Here is a 22,182-nt window from a genome sequence, read left to right on the forward strand (position 1 = left end):
GGACACGATGCGGATCCTGTTCGACGGCGAGATCCATGTGCACTACGGCCAGTTCTATGTCGAGAGCGACGATGACTTCGAGGTCGATCTGGCCCAGGCGTTCGCCGGGCAGGTCGTCGGGCTGTGCGGTGGTGCGCGGGAGGGTGCGCTGTTCTTGCAGACCGGTCTGCACACCGGCAAGGTCGGGCTGGCCGTCGAACTGCACGACGAGCAGCCGGTGTTGGATGATGCATGGGAGGAGGCCGTGGAGGTTCCGTTCACTCCGGTCTCGCCGTCCTCCAACCTGCTCGAGTGGGCCGGTGCGGCCGAATGGTCGCTGGACCTCGAGGAGCGGTCGTATCGGGTCCGCTACTGCGCCCGGGGGATGGCGGAGGGGAGGGAGGCGGACACCCGGAAGCGGGAGGAGCCCCAACTGGATCGTTATCTGCTTCAGTTCTGGCCGTGCCCGCCCGCCCCTGATCGCGTGCTGAGGCAGACCACCGAGATAGCGGCCTACTGGCACGAGTACGCCCGCGAGCTCCCGGCGCCCCGCTCTACTCCGTGACCCCTGCCTGAGCCGGGCGACCGCCGCCGAAGGTGATTCTGTACCGGTTGTCGGGTGCTCGCGGGGGAAGGGTGCGGGGCGCGTGGGTGGGTGCGCCCCGCTGGGGGTGATGGGGGGTCAGGTGGTGGTGGCGAGGGTGAGGAAGGCGGTCCAGCTGGGGGACGGGAAGGAGAGGGCTGGGCCGGTCTTGTCCTTGGAGTCGCGGACGTGGATGGTGGTGGGGGTGGCGGCGACCTCGATGCATTCGCCGCCTTCGTTGTTGCTGTGGCTGCTCTTGACCCAGGCGACCTCGATGCACTCGCCGCCTTCGGCGTTGCTGTAGCTGCTCTTGAACCAGGTGAGTTGCGCGGTGCTCATAGTTCTCCCAGCATCTTCTCGATCAGAGCCAGGGACTCCGACGGCGTGAGTGCCTGGGCCCTGAGGCTGCCGTACTTTGCGGCCAGGATACGGACTTCCTCGGGATTCCTGGTCAGATGGCTGAAGCTCTGAACCTCGATGTAGCCGAGCTGAGGCTTCCCCTTGGGAGTGAGCAGGATGAACGGGCCGCTCATGCCGGCGTGCTCGGTGCGTTCGAGGGGCATCACCTGGATCTCGACGTTGCGCTTCCGACCAGCACGGAGGATCTTCTCCAACTGCCCGGCGTGTACGGATCGACCAGCGATCGGTCGGCGCAGTACGGATTCCTCGATGATCCAGGTCAGCTCGGGCGCAGGCCACTGGTCCAACAGGTCCTGCCGGGCCATGCGTGTCAGGATCCTTTCCTCGATGGTCTGTTCGGCGAGGAGCGGTTTGCGCATGGTCAGCAGTGCTCGGGCGTGCTCCTCGGTCTGGAGTAGCCCGGGGATGTCATGCGTGCAGTACTGGTGTCGCTCCACTGCGAGCGGTTCCAGTCGGGAGAAGACACGGAACGCGACTGGTGTCCGGAGCTGTGCCTTCGCCTTGGCCTGCTCGACGTCATCCTGGATGACCTCGAACATCCCGCCGGCGTCCAGCTTCACCTCCGCCGAGAGCAGGAACTCCTTCTGCATCACCCGCCGCCCGCGTTCCAACGAGGAGATCAGGTCCTCGCTGTAGCCGAACAGGTCCGCCGTCTGCTTCTGCGTCAGATTCGCGCGCTCGCGCAGGACTTTGAGCTGCTTCCCGATCGCGCGGAAGAACTCCGTACTGTCGTCCGAGTCCTCCGGCGCCTCCGGGCGCTCTTCGTCGTCATGCTGGTCCGCTGCCGTCATTGGTGACCACCGCCCCGCACCTGGTTACTGCCGCAGTTCCGTACTGGGTACGGAGCGTATTCGTACCGTGCACGCTCTGTACCGGCTGACCCTCTGGTCAGCGTACGCGGATCCCGCCACGCTCGATGGCATGAAGTCCGAAATCACCCTTGCCCAGCAGACCGACACCGCACTCTGCGCCGGCTGGCAGTTCCCCTCAACGAGACGCGGCGCGCGCCGGGCGCGGCAGACGGCGGCCCGTCAACTGATCTGCTGGGGCTGGACTCCCAGCGACGAGCTGTTCCAGGACGCCGAACTGATCGTGGCCGAGCTGGCGTCGAACGCGATCATGCATGGTCATGTACGAGGCGACGACTTCGAGTTGGGGATGCGGCTCGGGCCGTGTCCGGGGCTGGCGACGCTGCTGCGGATCGAGGTGTCGGACTGGCGCGGGGAGCAGGTGCCGAGCTTGCCGGAGGGCCCGGCGCTCGACGCGGAGTCGGGGCGTGGGCTGCTCCTGGTGGACGCGTTGGCCGATCGGTGGGGGGCGGTGACGCGGCCGCCCTCGCGGAAAACGCTCTGGTGTGAGCTGGATCTGACGGGAAGTCAGCAGAAATGATCAGTTGCGGACAGTGTCCGGATGTGCGCGAAGCGTGGTGTACGGTGGCCGCGAAAGCGCGGTAGCCCTGCAAGAAATGGGCGAGCCCGGCAGGTGTTAGCAGCACCAGTGCCGGGCTCTTCACCGCCCAGTGGATGCTTAGGAGTCCACGAGAGATGCTTAGGCATGTTAGCGCGCCCACGCGCGACTTCACGAGGATTCGCAACTCCCAGATCTGGGATGACGACCTGTCAGACAGCGCCTTCCGGCTGGCGGTCCGGGGGCAGGCGCTCTCGGAGGCCAAGGCTGCCCGCACCACCGTCACCGAACTGGCCGACGGCTTGACGGGCGGACGAGTCACCGCAGCGAGGGCGCGCAAGAACCTCGCGCACGCCGGTCTGCTGCACCACACGCGCTGGCGCGGCCGGAGCGGGCAGATTCGCAGCGAGTCACTGCTGTGCGATGAGCCGATGAGCGAGAAGGACGCTGAGCGGCTGTTCGCCGCGCACTTCGCGCAGCTGGAGCGGCTGGAGCGGCTGGATCAGAGCGATGACGAACCGGATGCCGGGGAACGAGAGGCCGGTGAAGCCGAGGCGCCGTCACCCGGCACCGTCCTCCCAGAGGGAGAAAGACTGGGGGAGGATGAGACTTCCCCCCTCCCGGTCCCGCCGCCCACGGAAGAACGCGTCAAAGCTGAGCGCGTGTTGCTCGCGCTGCGGCGCAGTGATCCGCGCCTGGTGCTCGGCGGCTCCGAGGTGCGGCGGTTGGCGCCGCTGGCGGCCGAGTGGCTGGCCAGGGGCGTGAGTTCGGAGTCGCTGCGGCATGTGCTCACCGCCGGGTTGCCGGGGGAGCTGAAGAGTGCGTATGCGTTGCTGAACCACCGGTTGGTGCACAAGATCCCGGACGCGCCGGAGCGATCCGCCGTGGTGGCGCTGGTGAACTGCGATGGGTGCGAGCGCCCGTTCCGGCCGGTCAGCGGCGAGGCCGCCTGCGGAGAGTGCCGACAGGCAGCGGCGGCGGCAGCGAGCGCACGCGGTGGCCCCGGACCCGTTCGGATGGGCTGGCGTGAACGGGTGGCATCCGTGACCGCCGGTACGACAGCAGCAGGCTGACTGACAGTCAGATGAGGCAGCCCGTCCCGGCAGACCTGACCAGCTGTACTCCGCGCCGTTGCGCCGGGACGTGGGCCTGGTCGAGTACGCGGTGAACGAGGACACCGATCCGCCGACCATCTACGTCTCCCGCATTCTGCGCGCCGACTGACTCCGCTACGGCCGCCGTGGGCTCAGACTGCGGCAGGGGCGGCGCTGTCGGTCGGCTGCGTGCTGCTCGGATCGCCCGGTATCCCGTTGCCCGGGTCGACCGGCTGGTTGTCTTCGGTGAGCGAGAGTGCTTTGCGGGCGATGGCCTCGGCGATCGAGGGGGCGTTGGTCCGCAGGGCTGCCTGGAAGGCCCCCACCGGGTCGGTGGTGTTGGTGCTGACCGCGTTCCAGACGGTCGCGTCGGCCTCGAAGCTGTTCACCAGCACGGCGATCTGGCCCTTGACCTCGGCGGGCCACTGCGTCTGGTCGAGAAAGACCTCGGTGTCCGCGAGTACCTGGGCGGTGCGCTCTGCCTCCCCGCCCGCCATCCCCGGGTCGGTCATCGGGTCCTGCAGAATCTCGTCCTGCAATCTGAGCTCGGTGAGGTCCTGCACGAAGGCCTGCTGAGTCGGGTTCAGATCGGCGGAGCCACCAGGGTCGCTGGGGATGTCGCTGGGCAGGGGGAAGGGCAGCGCGGGCGTTGAAGGACCAGCCCCGGTAGCGCTCGCGTGGACGTGCAGGACGCCGCTCACCATGCCCACCGTCCCCCCGATCAGCCCGAGCGTCCCGAGCACCACTCCCGCAATGGCGATCCCGAACCCCTCCTGGCGGCGACGCCGGAGCTGGACCAGCGCTGCGATCCCGAAACCCAGCGCGGCCGGCCAGAGGCAGCAGGTGACCCCGGTGACCAGCGAGGTGATGGCCAGCCCGTTGGTTCCCTCGACCACCGGGCGCCCGTCGTACGGGTAGGGGTACGGGCCGACCTGCGCGTATGGGTGGGGGTACGGGCCGACCTGCGCGTATGGGTGGGGGTACGGGCCGTTGCGGGGCGGTGGCCACGGGGCACCGGCGGGGCGGGCGTCCTGTGGTGCGTCGTCCTGCGGCGGCGCCCACGGATCAGGGGAACCGGCGTCGTGTGGAGCCGCGTCCTGCGGTTCCGCCTGAGGCTCCCCGTCGTCCGGCCGTGCTGCGTCCGTCATGCTCCCCGCCCCCAAGCCCGCTGCCCGCGCAGCCGTTCGATCGTGGCCGGACTCTAGCGGAGCTCACAGCTGGACGACGACTTTGCCCTTGGCGTGGCCCTGTTCCAGGTACGCGAAGGCGTCGGCGATCTGCTCGAAGGGGAAGACTCGGTCGGTCACCGTTTTGAGCATGCCCTTGTCGACCAGTCCGGCCAGCACCTCGAGGTCCGCTCCGCTGGGGTGCATGAACAGGTACCGGTAGCCGACACCCTTGCGTCGGGCCGCGCGGCGGATCTTGGCGCTGGCCGCCGTCAGTACGGCGGTCAGCAGCGGGCCGGCGCCCAGGTCCACGCGGGCCGTGGTCGCGTCGGGGATCCCGGCGATGGAGACGGTCCTGGCGCCGCGCTTGAGGATGGCGAAGCTGTCGAGCAGGTCCTGGCCGCCGGTCAGGTCGAATGCGCCGTCGTAGTCGCTGAGTTGGTCCTTGAACTTCTGCGTCCGGTAGTCGATGACCGTTTCGGCCCCGAGGGAGCGCACCAGTTCCTCGCCACGCGGTGATGCGGTGGTGGCCACCGTCGCGCCCAGCCAGGCGGCGAGTTGGATGGCGAGGGTGCCGACGCCGCCGGCTCCGCCGGAGATGAACACCCGGTCGCCCGCCTTGACGGCCAGTTCGTCGCGCAGTGCCTGCAGCGCGGTCAGCCCGGCGAGCGGGAGCCCGGCGGCATCGGCGAAGTCCAGCGACTGCGGCATCTTCGCCACCAAGGCCTCGTCGACGACGGCATACGGGGCGTAGGCGCCCAGCTTGTCCTTGTCCACCCTGGCGAACACCCGGTCGCCGACCGCGAAACGCGTGACGCCGTCGCCGATCGCCTCGACGACACCGGCCAGTTCACTGCCCGCCACCATGGGCAGGTCGAGGCGCTTGAGCAAGCGCATCTTGCCTTCGCGGATCTTGAAGTCGACAGGGTTCAGCCCCGCCGCGCGCACGCGGATGAGCACCTCGCCGCTGCTCGGCGCGGGCTCGGGGACGTCGCGCAGTTCCATCGCGCTCGCGTCGCCGTATCGGGTCATGACGTATGCCTGCATGAGAGTTACTCGCTTTCACTGCTGTGCTCGGTCCGAGCCCGCTGTTCGGTCCGAGGCCGGGGTGCTGCCACGCCGAGATTCGCGTGGACGGCGGCACGGACCCGGTCGGCGACGACTTCCGGCACGGAAGCGTCGAACTTGCCGTCGAGGTGCAGGAACGCGAGGCCGTGCACCAGGGCCCAGACGGCGGTGGACAGCGCCTCGACGTCAGCACCCGGGCCCGCTTCCGCTTCGCTGCTGTGCTTCCGAAAGGCCCGCCGGACGAGGCCGTCGACGTATGCGGAGATGGCGGCGGTCGCGGCGGCCCTTTCGGCGTTGCCCGGGTCGCAGGGCTCCGAGAACATGGCCCGGAACAGGGCCGGGTGCGCAAGGGCGAACTGCACATAGGCCACGGCGACGTCCGCGAGATCCTCAGGCGTCGCGGGCGCTGGGTGCGCCGCGGCGAGGCGCTCCGCAAGCTCGCGGTACCCCTGCGCGGCGACCGCGGAGACCAACGCCTCCCGGTCGGGGAAATGCCGATACGGAGCGGTCGCCGACACGCCGGCCCGCCGGGCCACAGCGCGCACCGAAAGCCCGCCGCCGTCCTCTTCCAGCAGCTCGCGCGCCGCACGTAGACACGCGGCCCGCGCGTCGCCGTGGTGGTAGGAGTCGCTCGGCTTGCCCATGGGACTCCTCTCGAGTGTGCGGTGCTTACATTGCGATCGTAGCCGCAATGTAAGCAGTGCGCACATCGACTCCTTGTCGAAGGGGTGTTTGAGGAGTCAACGGCGGCAGGCTGACGTACCGTCAGGTAGCCGTGGCCACGATCACGGTCGCCTCCAACTCCTCGTCCCTGCGGATCTCCACACCCAACCCGGCCGCGCGCACCGTGGCCACCGCGTTCGGCACCTGCCGCTCGCTGGTCTCGAAGAGCAGCGCCCCGTCCGGCGCCAGCCACTCGGGCGCCGCGAAGGCGACCCGGCGCAGCACGTCCAGACCGTCCGCGCCGCCGTCCAGCGCGACGCGGGCCTCGTGCACCCGGGCTTCGGTGGGCAGCAGCGCGATGTCCCCGGTCGGGACGTACGGGACGTTGGCGAGCAGCACGGCGACCTGGCCGCGCAGGCGGGTGGGCAGCGGGTCGAACAGGTCGCCTTCGTAGGCGTGCGCCCCGGCCGGAAGGTTGCGGCGGGCGCAGGCGACGGCAGCGGGGTCGACGTCAGCGGCGTGCAGCTCGACGCCGCCGTCGACGCTGGCGGCCAGCGCCGCGCCGAGCGCGCCGGAGCCGCAGCAGAGGTCGATGACGAGCGCGCCGGGCGCGGTGCGTTCGGCTGCGCAGTCGACCAGGAACTCGGTGCGGCGCCGAGGCACGAAGACGCCGGGGTCGAGCGAGATCCGCAGGCCGTGGAAGTCGGCCCAGCCGAGCACGTGTTCCAGCGGGAACCCGGCAACGCGCTGCTCGACCATGGCGGCGAGTTGCTCGGGCGTGGTGGCGGTGGCGACGATCAAGTCCGCCTCGTCCTCGGCGAAGACACAGCCTGCGGCGCGGAGTTGGGTGACGATGGAGGGGAGGAGCGACATGAGAGCGGTGAGTGCCTTCCGGGGTGACCGAAGGGTGCTCTCGCGGTCTGTCTCTGTCGTCTACGCCTGCGTCTACGAGTGGCGTACGGCGGGACCGCGCGGGGAGAGCACCCGGGCTGCAACAGCGGTAATGGGTCTCACCTCCTGGGTCGTGGTCCTGCGAGGCCGTGGTGCGGGCCTGCGGCGGCAAGAGTAACAGAGGGGGGCTGCGGGGCGGGGGTGGAGGAATTCTCGGCGAGGGGTGTCGAAGCCGGGTGGGCAGCGGCGTCATTCATGGTGAGGCCTCGAAGGCGCCATGCCTGCCGAAGGACCTACTGCTGAGTAACCTGCTGGTCAGTCCTGATAGCCACTCTGCCCCGCCGGGTACTCCCGGCGGGGCAGAGTGGCAGAGCCCGGATCAGCTAACAGCGTTGCGTTGCCTGCGGGTCCGGGTGTTGCTCAGGGTGAGTCGGTGCGGCTCAGCTGTTCTGGTAGATGTTCGTCACCTGCTGGTTGGTGAGGGCGTAGGGGTAGATCTGGACGTCGCTGACGGCGCCGTCCAGGGCGTTGCTGAGGCTGTATCCGGTGGCGGCCGATGCGCCGATGATGGTCGGTCCGGTGGTCTTCCAGGGGCTGGGGTTGGTGCCCGAGCCGGCGAACTGGCCGCCGACGTAGAGGGTCATGGCCTTGGTGTCGGCGTTGTACGTGGCGGTGAGGTGCGTCCAAGCCCCGACCTGTGGCGCTGTGTTGGCCGAGGCCGAGTAGTAGGTCGGGGTGTTGATGTCGTCGGCGCCGGCTGCGATGAAGGCCCAGGTGCCGAAGGACTTGGAGTACTGGAGGTAGAAGGGGCTGCGTTGGTTGCCGGCGAGGCAGAGGATGGTCTGGTTGTCGTAGGTGCTGTTGATCTTTGCCCAGGCCGAGACTGAGAAGCTCTTGGTGGTGTCGGGGGTGGGGATGTTGGCCTGGAGGTAGCTGGGGGTCGAGGCGCCATGGAACGAGGCGGCGGCGTTGGGGGTGCCGTTGTGGTCGGCCTCCCACTGGTAGGCGCCGCTGGGGCTGGCGGTCAGCGGGTTCTGGCCGTTGACGTCGAGGGGCGGGCTCGCCGAGGCCAACTTCCACTCGTAGTTGGGTGCTCCGGTGTTGAGGACGGTGTCGGGGCCGGTGGTGAAGGTGTAGCCGGGCGTGGCGGTGTCGGCACCAGTGGTGTTGCCGGTCCAGATCTGGATGTCGCCGGAGGGGGTGATTCCCCAGAGGGTGGGGTGGCCGTTGCCCGTGAGGTCGCCGTCGGAGCCGATGGTGGGCCAGTTGGCGGTGGTGACACCGCTGTTGATCTGGGTGCTGGTGGCGATGCCAGTGAGGGTGGGGAGAGTGACCGAGCCAGCGAAGGGGACGTTGACGGTGATGGTGCCAGTGCTGAAGGTGTAGGCAGTGATGTTGCCGCTGGCGTTGCTGGTGCTGGTATCGCGGGCCCACAAGCCGGGGCGGCCCTGGCCCGCCCAGTCGCCGGGTGAGATCAGCTGGAGGTTCTTCCAGCCGGTTGCGGCAAGTTTGACCGGTGAGCCGAAGACGGCGTTAGCGATTGCCGGGTAGAACCAGAGGGCCGCGTCGTTGGCGGGGTTGGTCTCCACGGTGAACAGGCCGGTGCGGTTGAGGAAGTGCTTGGTGGGGTCGAGGTTGGTGGTGCTGGGGTCGCCGCTGGCGGCGATCTGCTTCACGCTGGACCAGTCGGTGGCGTTGTAGCCGGTGCAGTCCGTGAGGGTGGGGTCACAGGCGGGCTTGGTCAGCAGGTTTGGGGTGTCGAAGGCGCCGGTGATGCTGTTGTTGTTGGGGTTCTGGTAGTAGTACAGGCTCTTGGCGCCGACCTTGTACGCGATTAGGTCGTCGACGTGATTGGCGCCGCTCAGGCTGCCGCGGTGCGTGATGAGGTAGTTGTTCCAGGAGTCAGCGCCGGGTGACTTGGCCTGAGGGGCGGCGAGGGTGGTGGCAGGCGCCTGGGCGAGCGGGTTGCCCGGGACGGTGTAGGAGCGCAGGTTGCCGGCCGAGTCCGGGGCGACGATGTCGGGGACGCTGTCGCCGGTGATGTCACCGAAGACCGGCGCGGGGCCGTTGGGGTTCCACGGGGCGTAGAAAGAGTACGGGGCGATCGGCGAGAGGTTGCCGGCGTTGTCCTCGGCCTGGACGTAGAGGATGTTGGTGCCCCAGTGGCCGGGGATGATGCCCGGGATCTGGCCGCTGGGCATGTTCGAGCCGCAGGCCCAGTTGGAGCCAGCCAGTTGTGGGTCCCAGCCCCAGCGCAGGCAGCCGACGCCGGAGGAGTTCAGGCCCGAGGGGTTCGGGTCGGTGGCGATGAACGGGACCGCGCCGGTCTTGCCGGCGTAGATCTGCGGGATCTGGCCGTTGCCCGAGGGCGGGAATGTCGTGGCGAGGTTGCTGACGGTGGACGGGAAGGTCACGGTCGGCGGAGTCAGGTCGACCTTGAAGTAGCAGGTCGGGGTGGAGGCGGACCAGGACACGCCAGGCAGTTGGTCGCTGGCCATGATGCCGTAGCCGTAGGAGTGACCGTCCTGGATGACGCTGCCAGGCACACCGAAGCTGGTGGTGCCGCCGCTGGCCGCCAGGTTCGAGTACCCGGACGCCACGTCAGGGACGCCGGAGAGCTGGTAGTCCCAGAGGTGGTCCCAGGACCACAGCTGGCCCTGGGTGGGGCTGGAGACGGTGGCGTTCAGCCAGACCGCGCCGTTCTGGTTGCTGCCGGCGCCGAGCCAGGCCCAGTCGTTGGAGTTGCCGTCTCCGCAGGACTGGTTGGTGGTCCCCGTGCTCATGGTCTTGGGGGCCGGCCAGACCACTGGGTTGGTCGGGGTGTTGGGGACGCGGTCGTACTGGATGGATATCGAGGGCTGGTAGGTGAAGCGCTTGAACGCGTTGTCGTTGCTCTCGTTGCCGTAGAGGCCGAAGGTCAGCTGGCCGTTGTTGGCGTACTGCTGCATGGTGCCGGTGATGTTGTACTGGAAAGGTATGTTCGGACCGCAGCCGGAGCCGCCGACCTTGTCCTCGCCGAGCGAGCCGCCGACCTGGCCGGGCTGGTTGGTCCAGTTGGTGCCGGTGCCGTTGGGGCCGCTGCCGGGCGGGTAGATGGCACCGGTGAGGTAGAGGTCCAGCGGGTAGGTGTCGGCGCAGGTCCAGTCGGCGGAGCTGTACTCCTGCATGTTCATCGTGGCGGAGGAGACGATCGCGCCGTTGAGCCCGCTGATGTCGAACTGGTAGAAGCTGCGGTATTTGTCGACAGGGGAGCAGCTGTTGCCGGCGGCGTAGTAGCCGCAGATGCCGACACCAGGGTGGTCGGAGTCGCCGCTGCCCGAGCGCATCCAGTTGGACAAGTTCGGGTAAGCGGACTGGACCCAGGTCCAGGAGTTGGCCGACGGTGACCACGGCACCCAGGCCGGGTCGATGTAGTAGGGCGCGGTGCCGTGCGCCAGCAGGTCCTGGTCGGGGGTGAGGTCGATGCCCGTGCCGTCAGCCTTCACCGGCATCGTGGCGACCTTGGATGCAGCACCGGGGCCGTCGGTGGTACTGGTGGGCGCGGCCGTGCCGTCGCCACCGGCGGCTGTGGTCTGGAGGGCGGCGCGTAGCTGCATACCGTTGGCGGCGGGAGCGGCGGGCGTGGTGCTGCTGTCCCACATCTGCGGAGTGGGGGCGAGGAAGCGGGGGTTGCCGTCGGCAGCGGTCGCGGTGATGTCACCGACCTGGTCACTGCTGACGGTGACGCCGTCGGCGACGGTGTCGAAGTGCAGGTCCTTCAGGACCGAATTGGCGGCTGCGGCTTGGGTCTTGACGACCAGGACGGTGGTCAGGCCACCGAGCTTGGTCGCAGTGACCTTGAGGTCGATGTCCGGGGCGACAGACGGGTAGAGAACGCTGTCGCCGCTGACGGTGGGCGCGGGAAGCGCGAACGGGGCGGTCAGGGCGAGCTTCTTGCCGTCCGTGCTGGTCATGGTGGCCAGCGGACCGTCACCGCCCTTGGACAGCACCAGGTTCGCGACCGAGGCCTTCGGCGAGTAGCTGCCATCGGGGTTGGCCGCCAGGTCGGCGTCCAAGGCTTGCCAGGTGCCGTTGCGCTTGACGCGCTGCTGGTCGGGGTGGCTGGTCAGGGACAGATGACCTGTGGGCGTCGCGACCGTCTCGCTGAACTCCGTGGTCAGCGCGTCGATCGGAACGTTCTGCTTGGTCGCCTCGGCCTGCGCGATGGCCTTGTCGGTGTCGTTGGCCGGAGGCCGCTCCTGCGAGCGCAAGGCGGTCGCGGCGTCGATCGCGGCCTGCGAGGGCAGACCCGATGGGCCTGCGGCGTGCGCGATGGGTCCGGCGAGGGCAGCCGTCAGTGCCACGACCGCGGCCGTGGTCAGGAGACGAGTGGGCGCGCCAAAGTGATGGCGCCGGCTGGTCACGGTGAAAGTCCCCCAGGAAAAAGGTGAGAGGCCTGTGTAGGCAAAAGTCGTCAACACGCTCGTGGATGTCACGAACCGTGGCAAGTCATTTACGGCTGGTGCTGTCCGGGTTTGGCGGAAAGAGCATCGGAATGCGTGCGCGTGAGAATCTTCACGCCTGTGATGATCTTGACGTGTCCTCAGTGAACACCGCTACGCTGCGCCTGGTTTGTGTCGGGAGGGTGACCCGGTCGTGCCGGGTCGGTGGGGGGAACGGTGTTCGCGTTGCGTCCTGTTGGTGGCCTGTGGCAACGAGTTGATCGACGGCGGGACCGACCACGTGGCGGCTCCAGAAGCCGCGTTGCCGCGGTCGCCGCAGTGGCTCTGCTGGGTTCGCTGGTGGCGCCGGTGTCGGTCGCGGTGGCGGCAGGGCCGGACTACTCGCGGGTGTGGTCGCCGGGCACGGCGTTGTCGAAGACGGCGTCGGTCAAGGGTCACAAGGCCGCTGCAGTTCCCGCGGCGAAGCCGGCGCACCCGGTGCCGCCGGTGTGGCAGCCACCGAAGTCCGCGCATCCGATCCCCAGCGGCCAGGTGTCGGTGCAGCTCGGCTCGGGTCCCGCGCCGCAGGCGCCGGCCGCGGCCGCGGCCCCGGCCGCCGGTGGCGAGACGGCCGCGTCAGGTCTGCCGGTCACACTCGCGCCGGTCGCGGGCTCCTCGGTCGCTGGGCAGAGCGTCCAGGTCGATGTCGCGGACCCGAAGTCGACTGCCAAGGCCGGTATATCGGGGCTGGCGGTGACGCTGACCCGGTCGGGCCAGGGCGATCCGGGCGCGGTCCAGGTCGGGATCGACGCGTCGGGTCTGGATTCCGCGTTCGGCGCGAACTGGGCGGAGCGCGCGCACCTGGTCCTGCTGCCCGGCTGCGCTGTGACGGATCCTCAGGCGGCCGGGTGTCAGAAGCAGACGCCGCTGGCTTCGCAGTACGACCCCGCCTCGAAGAAGATCACCGCTGATGTGACGTTGCCCGCCGCCAACGGCGGTGCGGCGCAACCGCGCAGCATGGCACTCAACAGCGCCGCCTCGTCCTCATCCCCATCCTCGACCACGGTCGGGGTGGTCTCCGGATCCTCCAGTGGTACAGGCACGTACTCGGCGACTTCGCTGAACCCGTCCCAGGCGTGGACGGGCGGTGGCTCCTCGGGCTCATTCACCTACTCCTACCCGGTGCAGGCCCCGCCGGCGCTGGGCGGTTCCGCTCCGACGGTGCAGCTGTCCTACGATTCGTCCTCGGTGGACGGGAAGACCTCCTCGACGAACTCGCAGGCGTCCTGGATCGGCGACGGCTGGGACTACACCCCTGGCTTCGTGGAGCGCTCCTACCAGCCGTGCTCGAAGGACGGGATCACGACCTCGGGCGACGAGTGCTGGGCAGGGGCGAACCTCACCCTGTCCCTTGGCGGCCACTCCGGGCAGCTGGTCCCCGACGACCCCTCCTGCCAGGCCAACGCGCCGGCAGCCACCGAGCAGTCCAACTGCACCTGGCGGATCAAGGGTGACGACGGCACCAAGGTCCAGTTCCTCACCGGCGCCACCAACGGCACCTGGAACGGCTCCTACATCAAGGTGACCGACACCAGCGGCACGGTCTACTACTTTGGCCTCAACCACCTGCCCGACGCGAACGGCAACCCGACCACCCTGGGCGCCGACAGCGGCTCGGCCTGGACGCTTCCGGTCTACTCGCCGAACTCCGGCGACCCGTGCTACGACCCGGCCAAGAGCCAGGCATCGTGGTGCCAGAGCGCGTGGCGCTGGAACCTGGACTACGTCGTCGACTCGCACAGCAACCTGACCACCTACAGTTACACCCCCGAGGCGAACTTCTACGCCCGGGGTGGCGGCCAGAACAACGGCACCGGCTCGAACAGCTCCTACACGCGCGGCGGCGTGCTCGCCTCCATCGGCTACGGCCAGCTGCTGTCCGACCAGCTGAACAACAACGGCGGCTACCAGCCGGCCGCGAAGATCGTGTTCAACTCCACCGAACGCTGCGTCACGTCCACCGCAGCCTGTGACCCCTCGCAGCGCACGTCCGCGAACGCGGCGAACTGGCCTGACGTCCCGCTCGACCAGCAGTGCGCACAGGGCGACAACTGCACCAACTACGGCCCCACTTTCTGGACCACCAAGTGGCTGGCCTCGATCGCCACCCAGGTCAAGATCAACGGCAGCTACCAGCCGGTGGACTCCTACGCGCTGAACCACGTGTTCCTCCAGGTGCAGAACGCCACCGAGAACACCCAGGTGCCGTGGCTGGCCAGCGTTCTTCGCACCGGCCAGGACGCCCAGGCCCCTGGGATCTCCGTCCCGCTGCCCCTTGTGTCCTTCACCTCGGAGCTGCTGCCCAACCGCGTCGACGGCACGAACCTGCTCCCCGCACCGCCGCTCTACAACCGCCCCCGCATCCAGCTGATCACCACCGAGACCGGCGCCACCATCGGCGTCACCTACGCCAGCGCCGGCGCCACCGGCACCACCAACCAGCCCACCTGCTCCCGGGTCAACAACGTGATGCCGGCCTCGGCCGACAGCGACACGATGTCCTGTTACAACGTCAAGTGGAACCCGCCGGGCTCGGTCGCGGGCGCGACTCCGGTCGACGACTGGTTCCAGCGCTACCCCGTTGCCAGCATCACGGTCAACCCGGGCACGCCGGGCTCGGCGCCGATGACCACGACCTACAGCTACGGCAAGGCCGCCTGGCACCGCAACGACTCCCCGCTCACCCCCGACAACGCGCGTACCTGGGACCAGTTCCGCGGCTACGCCTCCGTCACCGCAGTCTCCGGCAGCGGCAACGACGGCCCCCAGTCGCAGAAGACGACCACGTACTACCAAGGCATGGACGGCGACCTGCTCGCCAACAAGAACGCCCGCAGTGTCTCGGCGGCCGGTCCGATGAGTGGTCCGGTCACCGATTCCGACTGGCTCTCCGGCCAGACCCTGGAATCCGACACCTACACCCAGGCCGGCGGCAGCATCACCGGGTACACGGTCAACACCAGCAGCGGTCCCGTCGCCACCGCCACCCACAGTCAGGGCAGCCTGCCCGCCCTGATCGCCCGCTACGCGGCCACCACCACGGTCTCCATGACCAAGTTGCTGAAGGCGGACGGTACCTGGCGGGCCACCAGCACCACCACCAAGACCGACTCGGCGTACGGCAACCGGACCATCACTTCGCTTAGCAGTGCGGACGGGCTGCCAGACATCTGTACCCGCACCAACTACGCGGCAGGCGCCGACCCGCAGGTCTCGGCGCTGCCGGACGAGACGATCACCGTCAATGGCGCGAGCACCTGCACCGCCACCACCACCGCCACTGCGGCCAACACCACCACGTGGAAGCGGATCACCTACGACGGCCTGTCCTTCGGCCAACTCGGCACGGCGCACGACGCGACCAGTACGTTGACGGCCGACCACTTCGACTCCAGTGGCAACCCGCAGTTCACGGCGGCCAACGCGACGTACGACAGCTACGGCCGCATCACCAGCGCGACGGATCCCAACTCCACTGACAGCGCTCACCCGAACGGCGCCACCGTCACCACCGCCTACTCGGCCGCCGCCGCAGGTGAGCTGCCGAACAGCGAGACGGTCACCACGCCGGCCCCGGCCGGTACGAGCGACGCCGCGACGGGCCGCGCCACGACCACCACGTATGACCCGGCGCGCTCCCTGCCGCTCGCGGTGACCGATCCCAACGGCCGCGTCACCACCGAGGCCTACGATCAACTCGGTCGCGTGACCGCTGTCTGGCTGCCCGGCCGCGCCACCACCAGTAGCGCCAGCAAGACCTTCGCCTACACGGTGCCCGGCGTGGTCAACAACGCGGCCGTCCCCCCGACTGTCACTAGCTCCACCTTGCGCGCGGACGGGTCGTACAACGTCAGCATCGCGATCATGGACGGTGAGGGTCGTAGCATCCAGACCCAGTCCACCCCGGCGATCTCCGCCTACAACAACGGCCGGTTGATCACCGACACCGCCTACGACTCGCAAGGGCGGGTCATCCGCTCCAACAACACCTGGTACAACAACGACACCCCGGCCAGCACCACTCTGTACCAGACCACCACCCAGCAGGTCCCGGGCCAGACCTACACGGTGTACGACGGCCTCGGCCGTCCGCTGACCCAGCAGTTCGTCGCCTACGGCGTGGTCCAGAACACCACCACCACGGCCTACCCGGGCGCGGACCGCACGGACGTGACACCGCCGGCCGGCAGCACGCCGACCTCCACCGTCACCGACGCCCGCGGCCACACCGCCCAGCTCTGGCAGTACAAGACCCCCACTGCTACTGGGAACCCGGCCGCCGCCGATGTGACCTCGTACACCTACACGGCCGACGGCCAGCAGGCGACCCAGAAGGACGCCGCCGGCAACACCTGGAGCCACACCTACGATCTGAAGGACCGTGAGGTCAACTCGGTCGACCCGGACACCGGGACCACCGCCACGACCTACGACCCGGCCGGTCGTGTGGCCACCACCACCGATGCCCGCAACCAGACCATCGCGTACACCTACGACCTGCTCGGTCGTAAGACCGGCTCCTATCAGGGTTCGGCGTCGCCCGCCAACCAGCTGACCGGTTTCACCTACGACACGGTGGTCAAGGGCCAGCCGAGCACCTCGACCCGGTACGTGAACGGGGCCTCTGGCAACGCCTACACCACCTCGGTGCTGTCCTACGACACCGCCTACCACCCCACCCAGACCACCACCACGATCCCGGGCGCCGACATCGGCCAGGGCTCGACCCCGTTCACCTACACCTACCAGGCCCTCTACGATCCGATCACCGGAGCGTTGAAGGACGACAACCGCTCGGCGGTCGGCGACATCCCGGCCGAGACCATCGCCTACACCTATGAGGTCAACGGTGAGCTGACCAGCTTCGGCGCGTACGGCGGTGCCACCTACGACGTGTCCTCGAACTGGGATGCCTACGGGCATCCCATCCGCGCCACGGTCAACCCGTGGGGCACCCAGATCGTGGTGACCAACACCTTCGACGAGTCCACCGGGCGCCCGCTGCAGCAGTTCGTCGACAAGCAGACCGCCGCCACCGGCGCGGTCCAGCAGACCACCTACGCGTACAACGCCTCCGGTCAGGTCACCGGGGTCCGCAGCATCCCGGACAACGTCCCGTCCTCCACCGACCTGCAGTGCTTCGGCTACGACTACCTCGGCCGGCTGACCACGGCGTGGAGCGATACCGGCACCCTCACCCAAGCCCCCCAGCCCTCGGTCGGCGGACAGGGCTCGTGCGCCAACTCCAGCCCAACGAGCGGCGCGCAGGCCCCGTTGCGTACCACCGTGGGTGGACCGGCGGCGTACTGGCAGAGCTATGGCTACGACCTGACCGGCAACCGCACCCAGCTCGTCCAGCACGACCCGTCCGGCAACACCGCACAGGACACCACGGTCACCCAGACCTTCCCGACCCCGGGAACCCTCAACACCCCCACCACAGCCCAGAACACGGGCGGCGGTACGGGCGGCCCGCACGCGCTGCTCGGCGCCACCACCGCTGGACCGAGCGGGAACAGCTCGGCTGGCATGCAGTACGACGCGGTCGGCAACACCACCTCCATCACCGACCCGACCGGCACCGCGACCCTCAGCTGGAACGGCGAGGATAAGCTCGCCTCCTACAGCAAGACCGGCACCGCCGGACCCACCACCTACACCTACGACGCGTCCGGCAACCAGCTCGTCCGCCGCGACCCCGGCAAGACCACCATCACCCTCGGCAACGACGAACTCGTCTACGACTCGAACGCCAAGACCCTCACCGGGGTGCGCTACTACACGATCCCCGGCGGCGTCACCCTGGTCCGCCAGGGCGGCACCTCCACCTTCCAGATCGCCGACCCCCACGGCACCAACACCCTCGCCCTCGACGGCACCACCCTCACCGAGACCCGCCGCCCCACCGACCCGTTCGGCAATCCCCGCGGTACCCAGCCCAGCACCTGGGCCGGCGACAAGGGCTTCGTCGGCGGTACCCAGGACCAGGCCACCGGCCTGACCAACCTCGGCGCCCGCGAATACCAGCCGAGCACAGGTCGGTTCCTTAGTACGGACCCCATCTTCAACCCCGCCGACCCCCAGCAGTGGAACGGCTACGCCTACAGCAACAACAGCCCCGTCAACAGTAGCGACCCCACCGGCAAGCTCTCGAATGTTCAGGGGGGTGGCTGTGGCACCGGATGCGACGTCAATGCGGTCCTGAACGACCCCAACTACTACCCAAACGTTCCCGAGCCTGACAACAGCCCTTTCAAGCCTGCTCCCAGCACCACCGGAAATGCCAAGAGCGACCAGGGCGGCTGCGACGACAGTTGCCAGGGCGCTCTGAACTCCCTTGTCCATCACGGGCACTGGAAGGACGACTCCCAGGAGACTGGGGTTCACCAGGCCCTCGCCACCGAGCTGCAGAAGTACATACTGACTCTCGGCGGCAACACCCGGCCCTGCCAGGCAGGCGCCTCGGTGACGTCTGGGACAATTGCGGCCTGCAACCAGCTGGCCGGAACCTCGCCCCAGCTGACCTGGCAGGACCTGCTGAAGCTCTGGGCGATGGGGAAGGACGGTGCGGACATCTCGTTCGACGGGGGTAGCCCACTGACCCAGCAGATCGCCGCGAGTGAACACAGTCAGGAGATCCTCAGCAATCTGGCCGCGCAGATCAGGGCGGGTGGCTACGCGGTCCCCCTGTCCGAGTTGGGTGGGCAGAACGACTACGTGGACGGGGCGAACCTGCCCGAGAAGCTGAAGAACTTCCCCAAGGACATGCTCGGAATGGGCACGGACGGGAAACACGGAACTCCTACACCGGAAGCCTTCCTGGGTGGTTATGACGTGGTATACCAAGTAATCAATGAATCGCCGAAGACTCGTTCCTTCACCGTGGCATTCGCCGCCTACAATGACACCGGGATCGCCTCTCTGACGCACGCCTTGCCGAACACCACGTCCGGCGCCGGGGCAAGCGTCAGGCAGGAGTTCTACTGGGCCGGAGCTCTCCATGAGTGACCGGAGCGTGAGCAGCCCGCGCTTCATCGACCGGATGTTCGCAAAGCCCGTCCGATGGGCCGCGCTGCTCGTCCTGGTAGCCGGCTACCTGGCTGTGCTGGTCAGTCTGTTCCCGGTGCACAGTGAAAACTCGATGCTCGTCGACGACCTCCGGTCGCACCGCACATCTGTGGTCCGGCTGGACACTGACGGCTCGCAGGTGTTCGCCGAGTGGTCGACGGGAGTGCTCGATCACAAGGCGGAGACCTACCGATTCGCGTACGGGAATCCGGGTTCCGCCGGAGCCATCGACGCGTTCGAACAGGTCATCAATCAGGCAACAGTCGGGAGCGGTGCCACGGTCAGGTTCCAGACGTTCGACGCGAGCCACGGATTCGGCGGTCTGAGCGTGTTCGTCTCGGTGCTGTATCCGAGTGTCCTCGGTTGGTCGCTGCTCTCTGTCGGGGCCTATGCCACGGGGCTGCTGATCATCAGCCACATCCTGCTGGGGGCCGGAAGGCGCAGGGATGCGGGAGCGGGCTGGCTTTGGATCTGCCTCCTGACTGGGTTCGGTTTCTTCTCGTACCTTTGGCTCGAGCCGAGCCCGCTGCTCGCCTTCGCGATGAGGCGCCCGAAGCCCGCACGAACCAGGCCGCTGGGCGTGCTAGGGGCGCTCGGAGCCACCACCGTTGCTGCCGCGTTCCTGGCTGCGCTGGGCCTTGTCTTCATCCACCTGATCGACTCCGTACATGCCTGAGCAGAAGGCCCAGTGGATCTGTTCCCGCTGGGCCTTCTCGAGTGCCAGGCCGGGCCAGTGAGGTTCAGCCGGAATGGGAGTAACTGCAGCTGGCATGGCACAGAACTACGACATAGTTGCCGACTATGATGTCAACGGTGAGCTGAGCACCTTCGGCGCGTTCGGCGGTTCCACCTACGACCTGTCTTCGGACTGGGACGCCTACGGTCACCCCATCCGCTCCACGGTCAACCCGTGGGGCACCCAGATCGTGGTGACCAACACCTACGACGAGTCCACCGGCCGTGCGCTGCAGCAGTTCGTCGACAAGCAGACCGCGGCCACCGGCGCGGTCCAGCAGACCACCTACGCCTACAACCCTTCCGGCCAGGTCACCGGGGTCCGCAGCATCCCGGACAACGTCCCGTCCTCCACTGACCTGCAGTGCTTCAGCTACGACTACCTCGGCCGGCTGACCACGGCGTGGAGCGACACCGGCACCCTGACCCAGGCCGCCCAGCCCTCGGTCGGCGGGCAGGGCTCCTGCGCCAACTCCAGCCCCACCAGCGGCGCCCAGGCCCCGTTGCGCACCACCGTGGGCGGACTGGCGGCGTACTGGCAGAGCTACGGCTACGACCTGACCGGCAACCGCACCCAGCTCGTCCAGCACGACCCGTCCGGCAACACCGCCCAGGACACCACGGTCACGCAGACCTTCCCGACCCCGGGAACCCTCAACACCCCCACCACAGCCCAGAACACGGGCGGCGGCACCGGCGGCCCGCACGCGCTGCTCGGCTCCAGCACCGCTGGACCGAGCGGGAACAGCTCGGCCGGCATGCAGTACGACGCGGTCGGCAACACCACCTCCATCACCGACCCGACCGGCACCGCGACCCTCACCTGGGACGGCGAGGACAAGCTCACCTCCTACGCCAAGACCGGCACCGCTGGACCCACCACCTACACCTACGACGCGTCCGGCAACCAGCTCGTCCGCCGCGACCCCGGCAGGACCACCGTCACCCTCGGCAACGACGAACTCGTCTACGACTCGAACGCCAAGACCCTCACCGGGGTGCGCTACTACACGATCCCCGGCGGCGTCACCCTGGTCCGCCAGGGCGGCACCTCCACCTTCCAGATCGCCGACCCCCACGGCACCAACACCCTCGCCCTCGACGGCACCACCCTCACCGAGACCCGCCGCCCCACCGACCCGTTCGGCAATCCCCGCGGTACCCAGCCCAGCACCTGGGCCGGCGACAAGGGCTTCGTCGGCGGTACCCAGGACCAGGCCACCGGCCTGACCAACCTCGGCGCCCGTGAATACCAACCTGCCACGGGGCGCTTCCTCAACGCGGATCCCCTCCTTGCCCCTACTGACCCCCAACAGTGGAACGGCTACTCCTACGGTGACAACAAGCCGACGGACGCGTCCGACCCGACTGGTTACAGGGTCCACGACGACATCACCGGTCTCAGCTTCGGCATGGCAAGGGCCATGGAGGACAACTACGCCGCACACCCGCAGCAGATTCAGCAGGACCTCCAGGAGCAGGCCGCCTCGTACAAGAAGGCGCAGGAGGAGCATCCCACCTGCCTGCATGACTGCACGCCGCACTCGGTGAAGCCCGACTACACGTACACCTACAAGGAGGACATCGGACCGGTCGCGAAGGCGGGGCTGCCGATCGACGTGATGTCTATGTTCCTGCAGTCGCCCGCTCAGATCTTCCCCTTCCCGGTCAGTGGTTGCAGCTCGTTCTACGACGGTTCGCATTGCGAGCTGCATCCGGGGCCAGCCATGTTCAAGGGGGACGGAACTGTTGAGGTGGTACTCGATACGCCCACGAGTTTCACCTTCATCGTGGAGTCTGACCGCTACTTCGACAGGGCTGGGTCGACCATTCGGTTCTCGCTGAGCGATGAGCACAACGAGCTCTACCTGACCCAGCACGGGGAGGCCCGGAGCAACTCGGCGCTGGTTTCGGCTGGGAAGGACGCCGGGTTCATCCACACAACCTGGAAGGACATGGCGCACAACCTGCGCACCGAGCTCGGGGTAGCGCCGTCCAAGCCGCAGATTGACTGGACATCCCCGGGTGACTGGGCCGACCTCATCGGCGGCAACTGGGACCAGTTCCAGTAGTTCGCAGTCCTCGATCAGTACGGCCCCGCTGACACCCGGCGCCGACGTGGCCGCGACCACTCGGTAAGCTGCAGAGTGGTCGGCGAAGTGCAGAAGGTGATGATCCTTGGAAATTGCCCAGTTGCTGTCGTTCCTTTTCGTGGCGGCCGCATTCATCCTGTTGCTCGCTTCCCCCATGCTGGCCGTGTGGGCCGGGGGGAGGCTGGCCCGGATCTATGCGCGATCTAAGGCCCGCGCGATCGGGATTGCCGCCGCATTCCTCGTATCGCTTCCGGTCGCGGTCTACGCCTTCCTGCGATGGGCTGAAATACCGCTCATCTGAGGCAGCTTGGCTTGACCTGGTGTCCCGGCGGAACCCGTTCCGCCGGGACACTGCCAGTTGCTCACTCCCAGGCGCCGGACCATAGAGAGCACCTCCGCTGGCCCCGCCAGCAGGTCGAGGTCGATACCCACAGCACCGAACCGGGAGCGTACTCACCGCTCTCGCTGACACGAGCAGGGGGAGATCGAGACCGCACTGGACCAGTTGAAGACCCACCGGCGGCGCGCAGGCCC

General features: G+C 68.2%; 14 protein-coding genes. 7 read left to right on the plus strand and 7 right to left on the minus strand.

Annotated elements, in window-relative coordinates; all coding sequences use genetic code 11:
- The first annotated feature begins 7 nt into the window (after positions 1 to 7).
- A complete protein-coding gene (locus ABH937_RS05700; protein ID WP_280688880.1) occupies positions 8 to 544 on the plus strand; it encodes a hypothetical protein in 537 nt (178 codons plus the stop codon).
- A gap of 117 nt (positions 545 to 661) precedes the next feature.
- Here ABH937_RS05700 and ABH937_RS05705 read toward each other — a convergent pair whose 3' ends face one another.
- Together ABH937_RS05705 and ABH937_RS05710 are read right to left on the minus strand one after the other, a co-directional pair.
- Positions 662 to 901 (minus strand): DUF397 domain-containing protein, encoded by a 240-nt coding sequence (locus ABH937_RS05705; RefSeq protein WP_370217389.1) that lies wholly within the window; start codon positions 899 to 901, stop codon positions 662 to 664.
- Positions 898 to 1,773, minus strand: coding sequence for a helix-turn-helix domain-containing protein (locus ABH937_RS05710; RefSeq protein ID WP_370217391.1), 876 nt, complete (start codon positions 1,771 to 1,773; stop codon positions 898 to 900). Before ABH937_RS05710 ends, ABH937_RS05705 begins: the two co-directional genes overlap by 4 nt.
- A 130-nt stretch (positions 1,774 to 1,903) precedes the next feature.
- Between ABH937_RS05710 and ABH937_RS05715 the strand changes: the two genes are divergently transcribed.
- Complete coding sequence (locus ABH937_RS05715) at positions 1,904 to 2,371, plus strand: ATP-binding protein (protein ID WP_370217393.1); 468 nt, start codon at positions 1,904 to 1,906, stop codon at positions 2,369 to 2,371.
- Positions 2,372 to 2,526: 155 nt separating this feature from the next.
- Positions 2,527 to 3,462, plus strand: coding sequence for a hypothetical protein (locus ABH937_RS05720; protein ID WP_370217394.1), 936 nt, complete (start codon positions 2,527 to 2,529; stop codon positions 3,460 to 3,462).
- Positions 3,463 to 3,635: 173 nt separating this feature from the next.
- On the opposite strand, the gene ABH937_RS05725 is transcribed toward ABH937_RS05720, so the two are convergent.
- The 5 genes from ABH937_RS05725 to ABH937_RS05745 form a co-directional block, all read right to left on the minus strand.
- A complete protein-coding gene (locus ABH937_RS05725; protein WP_370217396.1) occupies positions 3,636 to 4,631 on the minus strand; it encodes a DUF4190 domain-containing protein in 996 nt (331 codons plus the stop codon).
- Positions 4,632 to 4,694: 63 nt separating this feature from the next.
- Positions 4,695 to 5,681, minus strand: a complete 987-nt coding sequence (locus ABH937_RS05730; protein WP_370217397.1) for an NADP-dependent oxidoreductase — start codon at positions 5,679 to 5,681, stop codon at positions 4,695 to 4,697.
- Between the two features lie 20 nt (positions 5,682 to 5,701).
- Positions 5,702 to 6,361, minus strand: a complete 660-nt coding sequence (locus ABH937_RS05735; RefSeq protein ID WP_370217399.1) for a TetR/AcrR family transcriptional regulator — start codon at positions 6,359 to 6,361, stop codon at positions 5,702 to 5,704.
- A 121-nt stretch (positions 6,362 to 6,482) separates the two neighbouring features.
- Positions 6,483 to 7,253 carry a putative protein N(5)-glutamine methyltransferase gene (locus tag ABH937_RS05740; protein WP_370217400.1) on the minus strand — a complete coding sequence of 257 codons (771 nt, stop codon included), beginning with the start codon at positions 7,251 to 7,253 and terminating at the stop codon, positions 6,483 to 6,485.
- A gap of 458 nt (positions 7,254 to 7,711) precedes the next feature.
- Entirely contained in the window at positions 7,712 to 11,614 is a 3,903-nt protein-coding gene (locus ABH937_RS05745; protein ID WP_370217401.1) for a LamG-like jellyroll fold domain-containing protein, read from the minus strand.
- A gap of 417 nt (positions 11,615 to 12,031) precedes the next feature.
- Here ABH937_RS05745 and ABH937_RS05750 point away from each other — a divergent pair, with 417 nt between their 5' ends.
- The 4 genes from ABH937_RS05750 to ABH937_RS05765 all read left to right on the plus strand — a co-directional run bounded on the left by ABH937_RS05750 (position 12,032) and on the right by ABH937_RS05765 (position 21,949).
- Positions 12,032 to 18,760: an RHS repeat-associated core domain-containing protein gene (locus ABH937_RS05750; RefSeq protein WP_370217402.1), complete on the plus strand. Its 6,729-nt coding sequence runs from the start codon at positions 12,032 to 12,034 to the stop codon at positions 18,758 to 18,760.
- Positions 18,753 to 19,496, plus strand: a complete 744-nt coding sequence (locus ABH937_RS05755; RefSeq protein ID WP_280688892.1) for a hypothetical protein — start codon at positions 18,753 to 18,755, stop codon at positions 19,494 to 19,496. Before ABH937_RS05750 ends, ABH937_RS05755 begins: the two co-directional genes overlap by 8 nt.
- Positions 19,497 to 19,590: 94 nt before the next feature.
- Positions 19,591 to 21,627: an RHS repeat-associated core domain-containing protein gene (locus tag ABH937_RS05760; protein WP_280688893.1), complete on the plus strand. Its 2,037-nt coding sequence runs from the start codon at positions 19,591 to 19,593 to the stop codon at positions 21,625 to 21,627.
- A 106-nt stretch (positions 21,628 to 21,733) separates the two neighbouring features.
- Positions 21,734 to 21,949 carry a hypothetical protein gene (locus ABH937_RS05765; protein ID WP_280688894.1) on the plus strand — a complete coding sequence of 72 codons (216 nt, stop codon included), beginning with the start codon at positions 21,734 to 21,736 and terminating at the stop codon, positions 21,947 to 21,949.
- The last annotated feature ends 233 nt before the right edge of the window (positions 21,950 to 22,182 follow it).

This window comes from Kitasatospora sp. GAS1066B (assembly GCF_041262605.1).
GTDB lineage: Bacteria > Actinomycetota > Actinomycetes > Streptomycetales > Streptomycetaceae > Kitasatospora.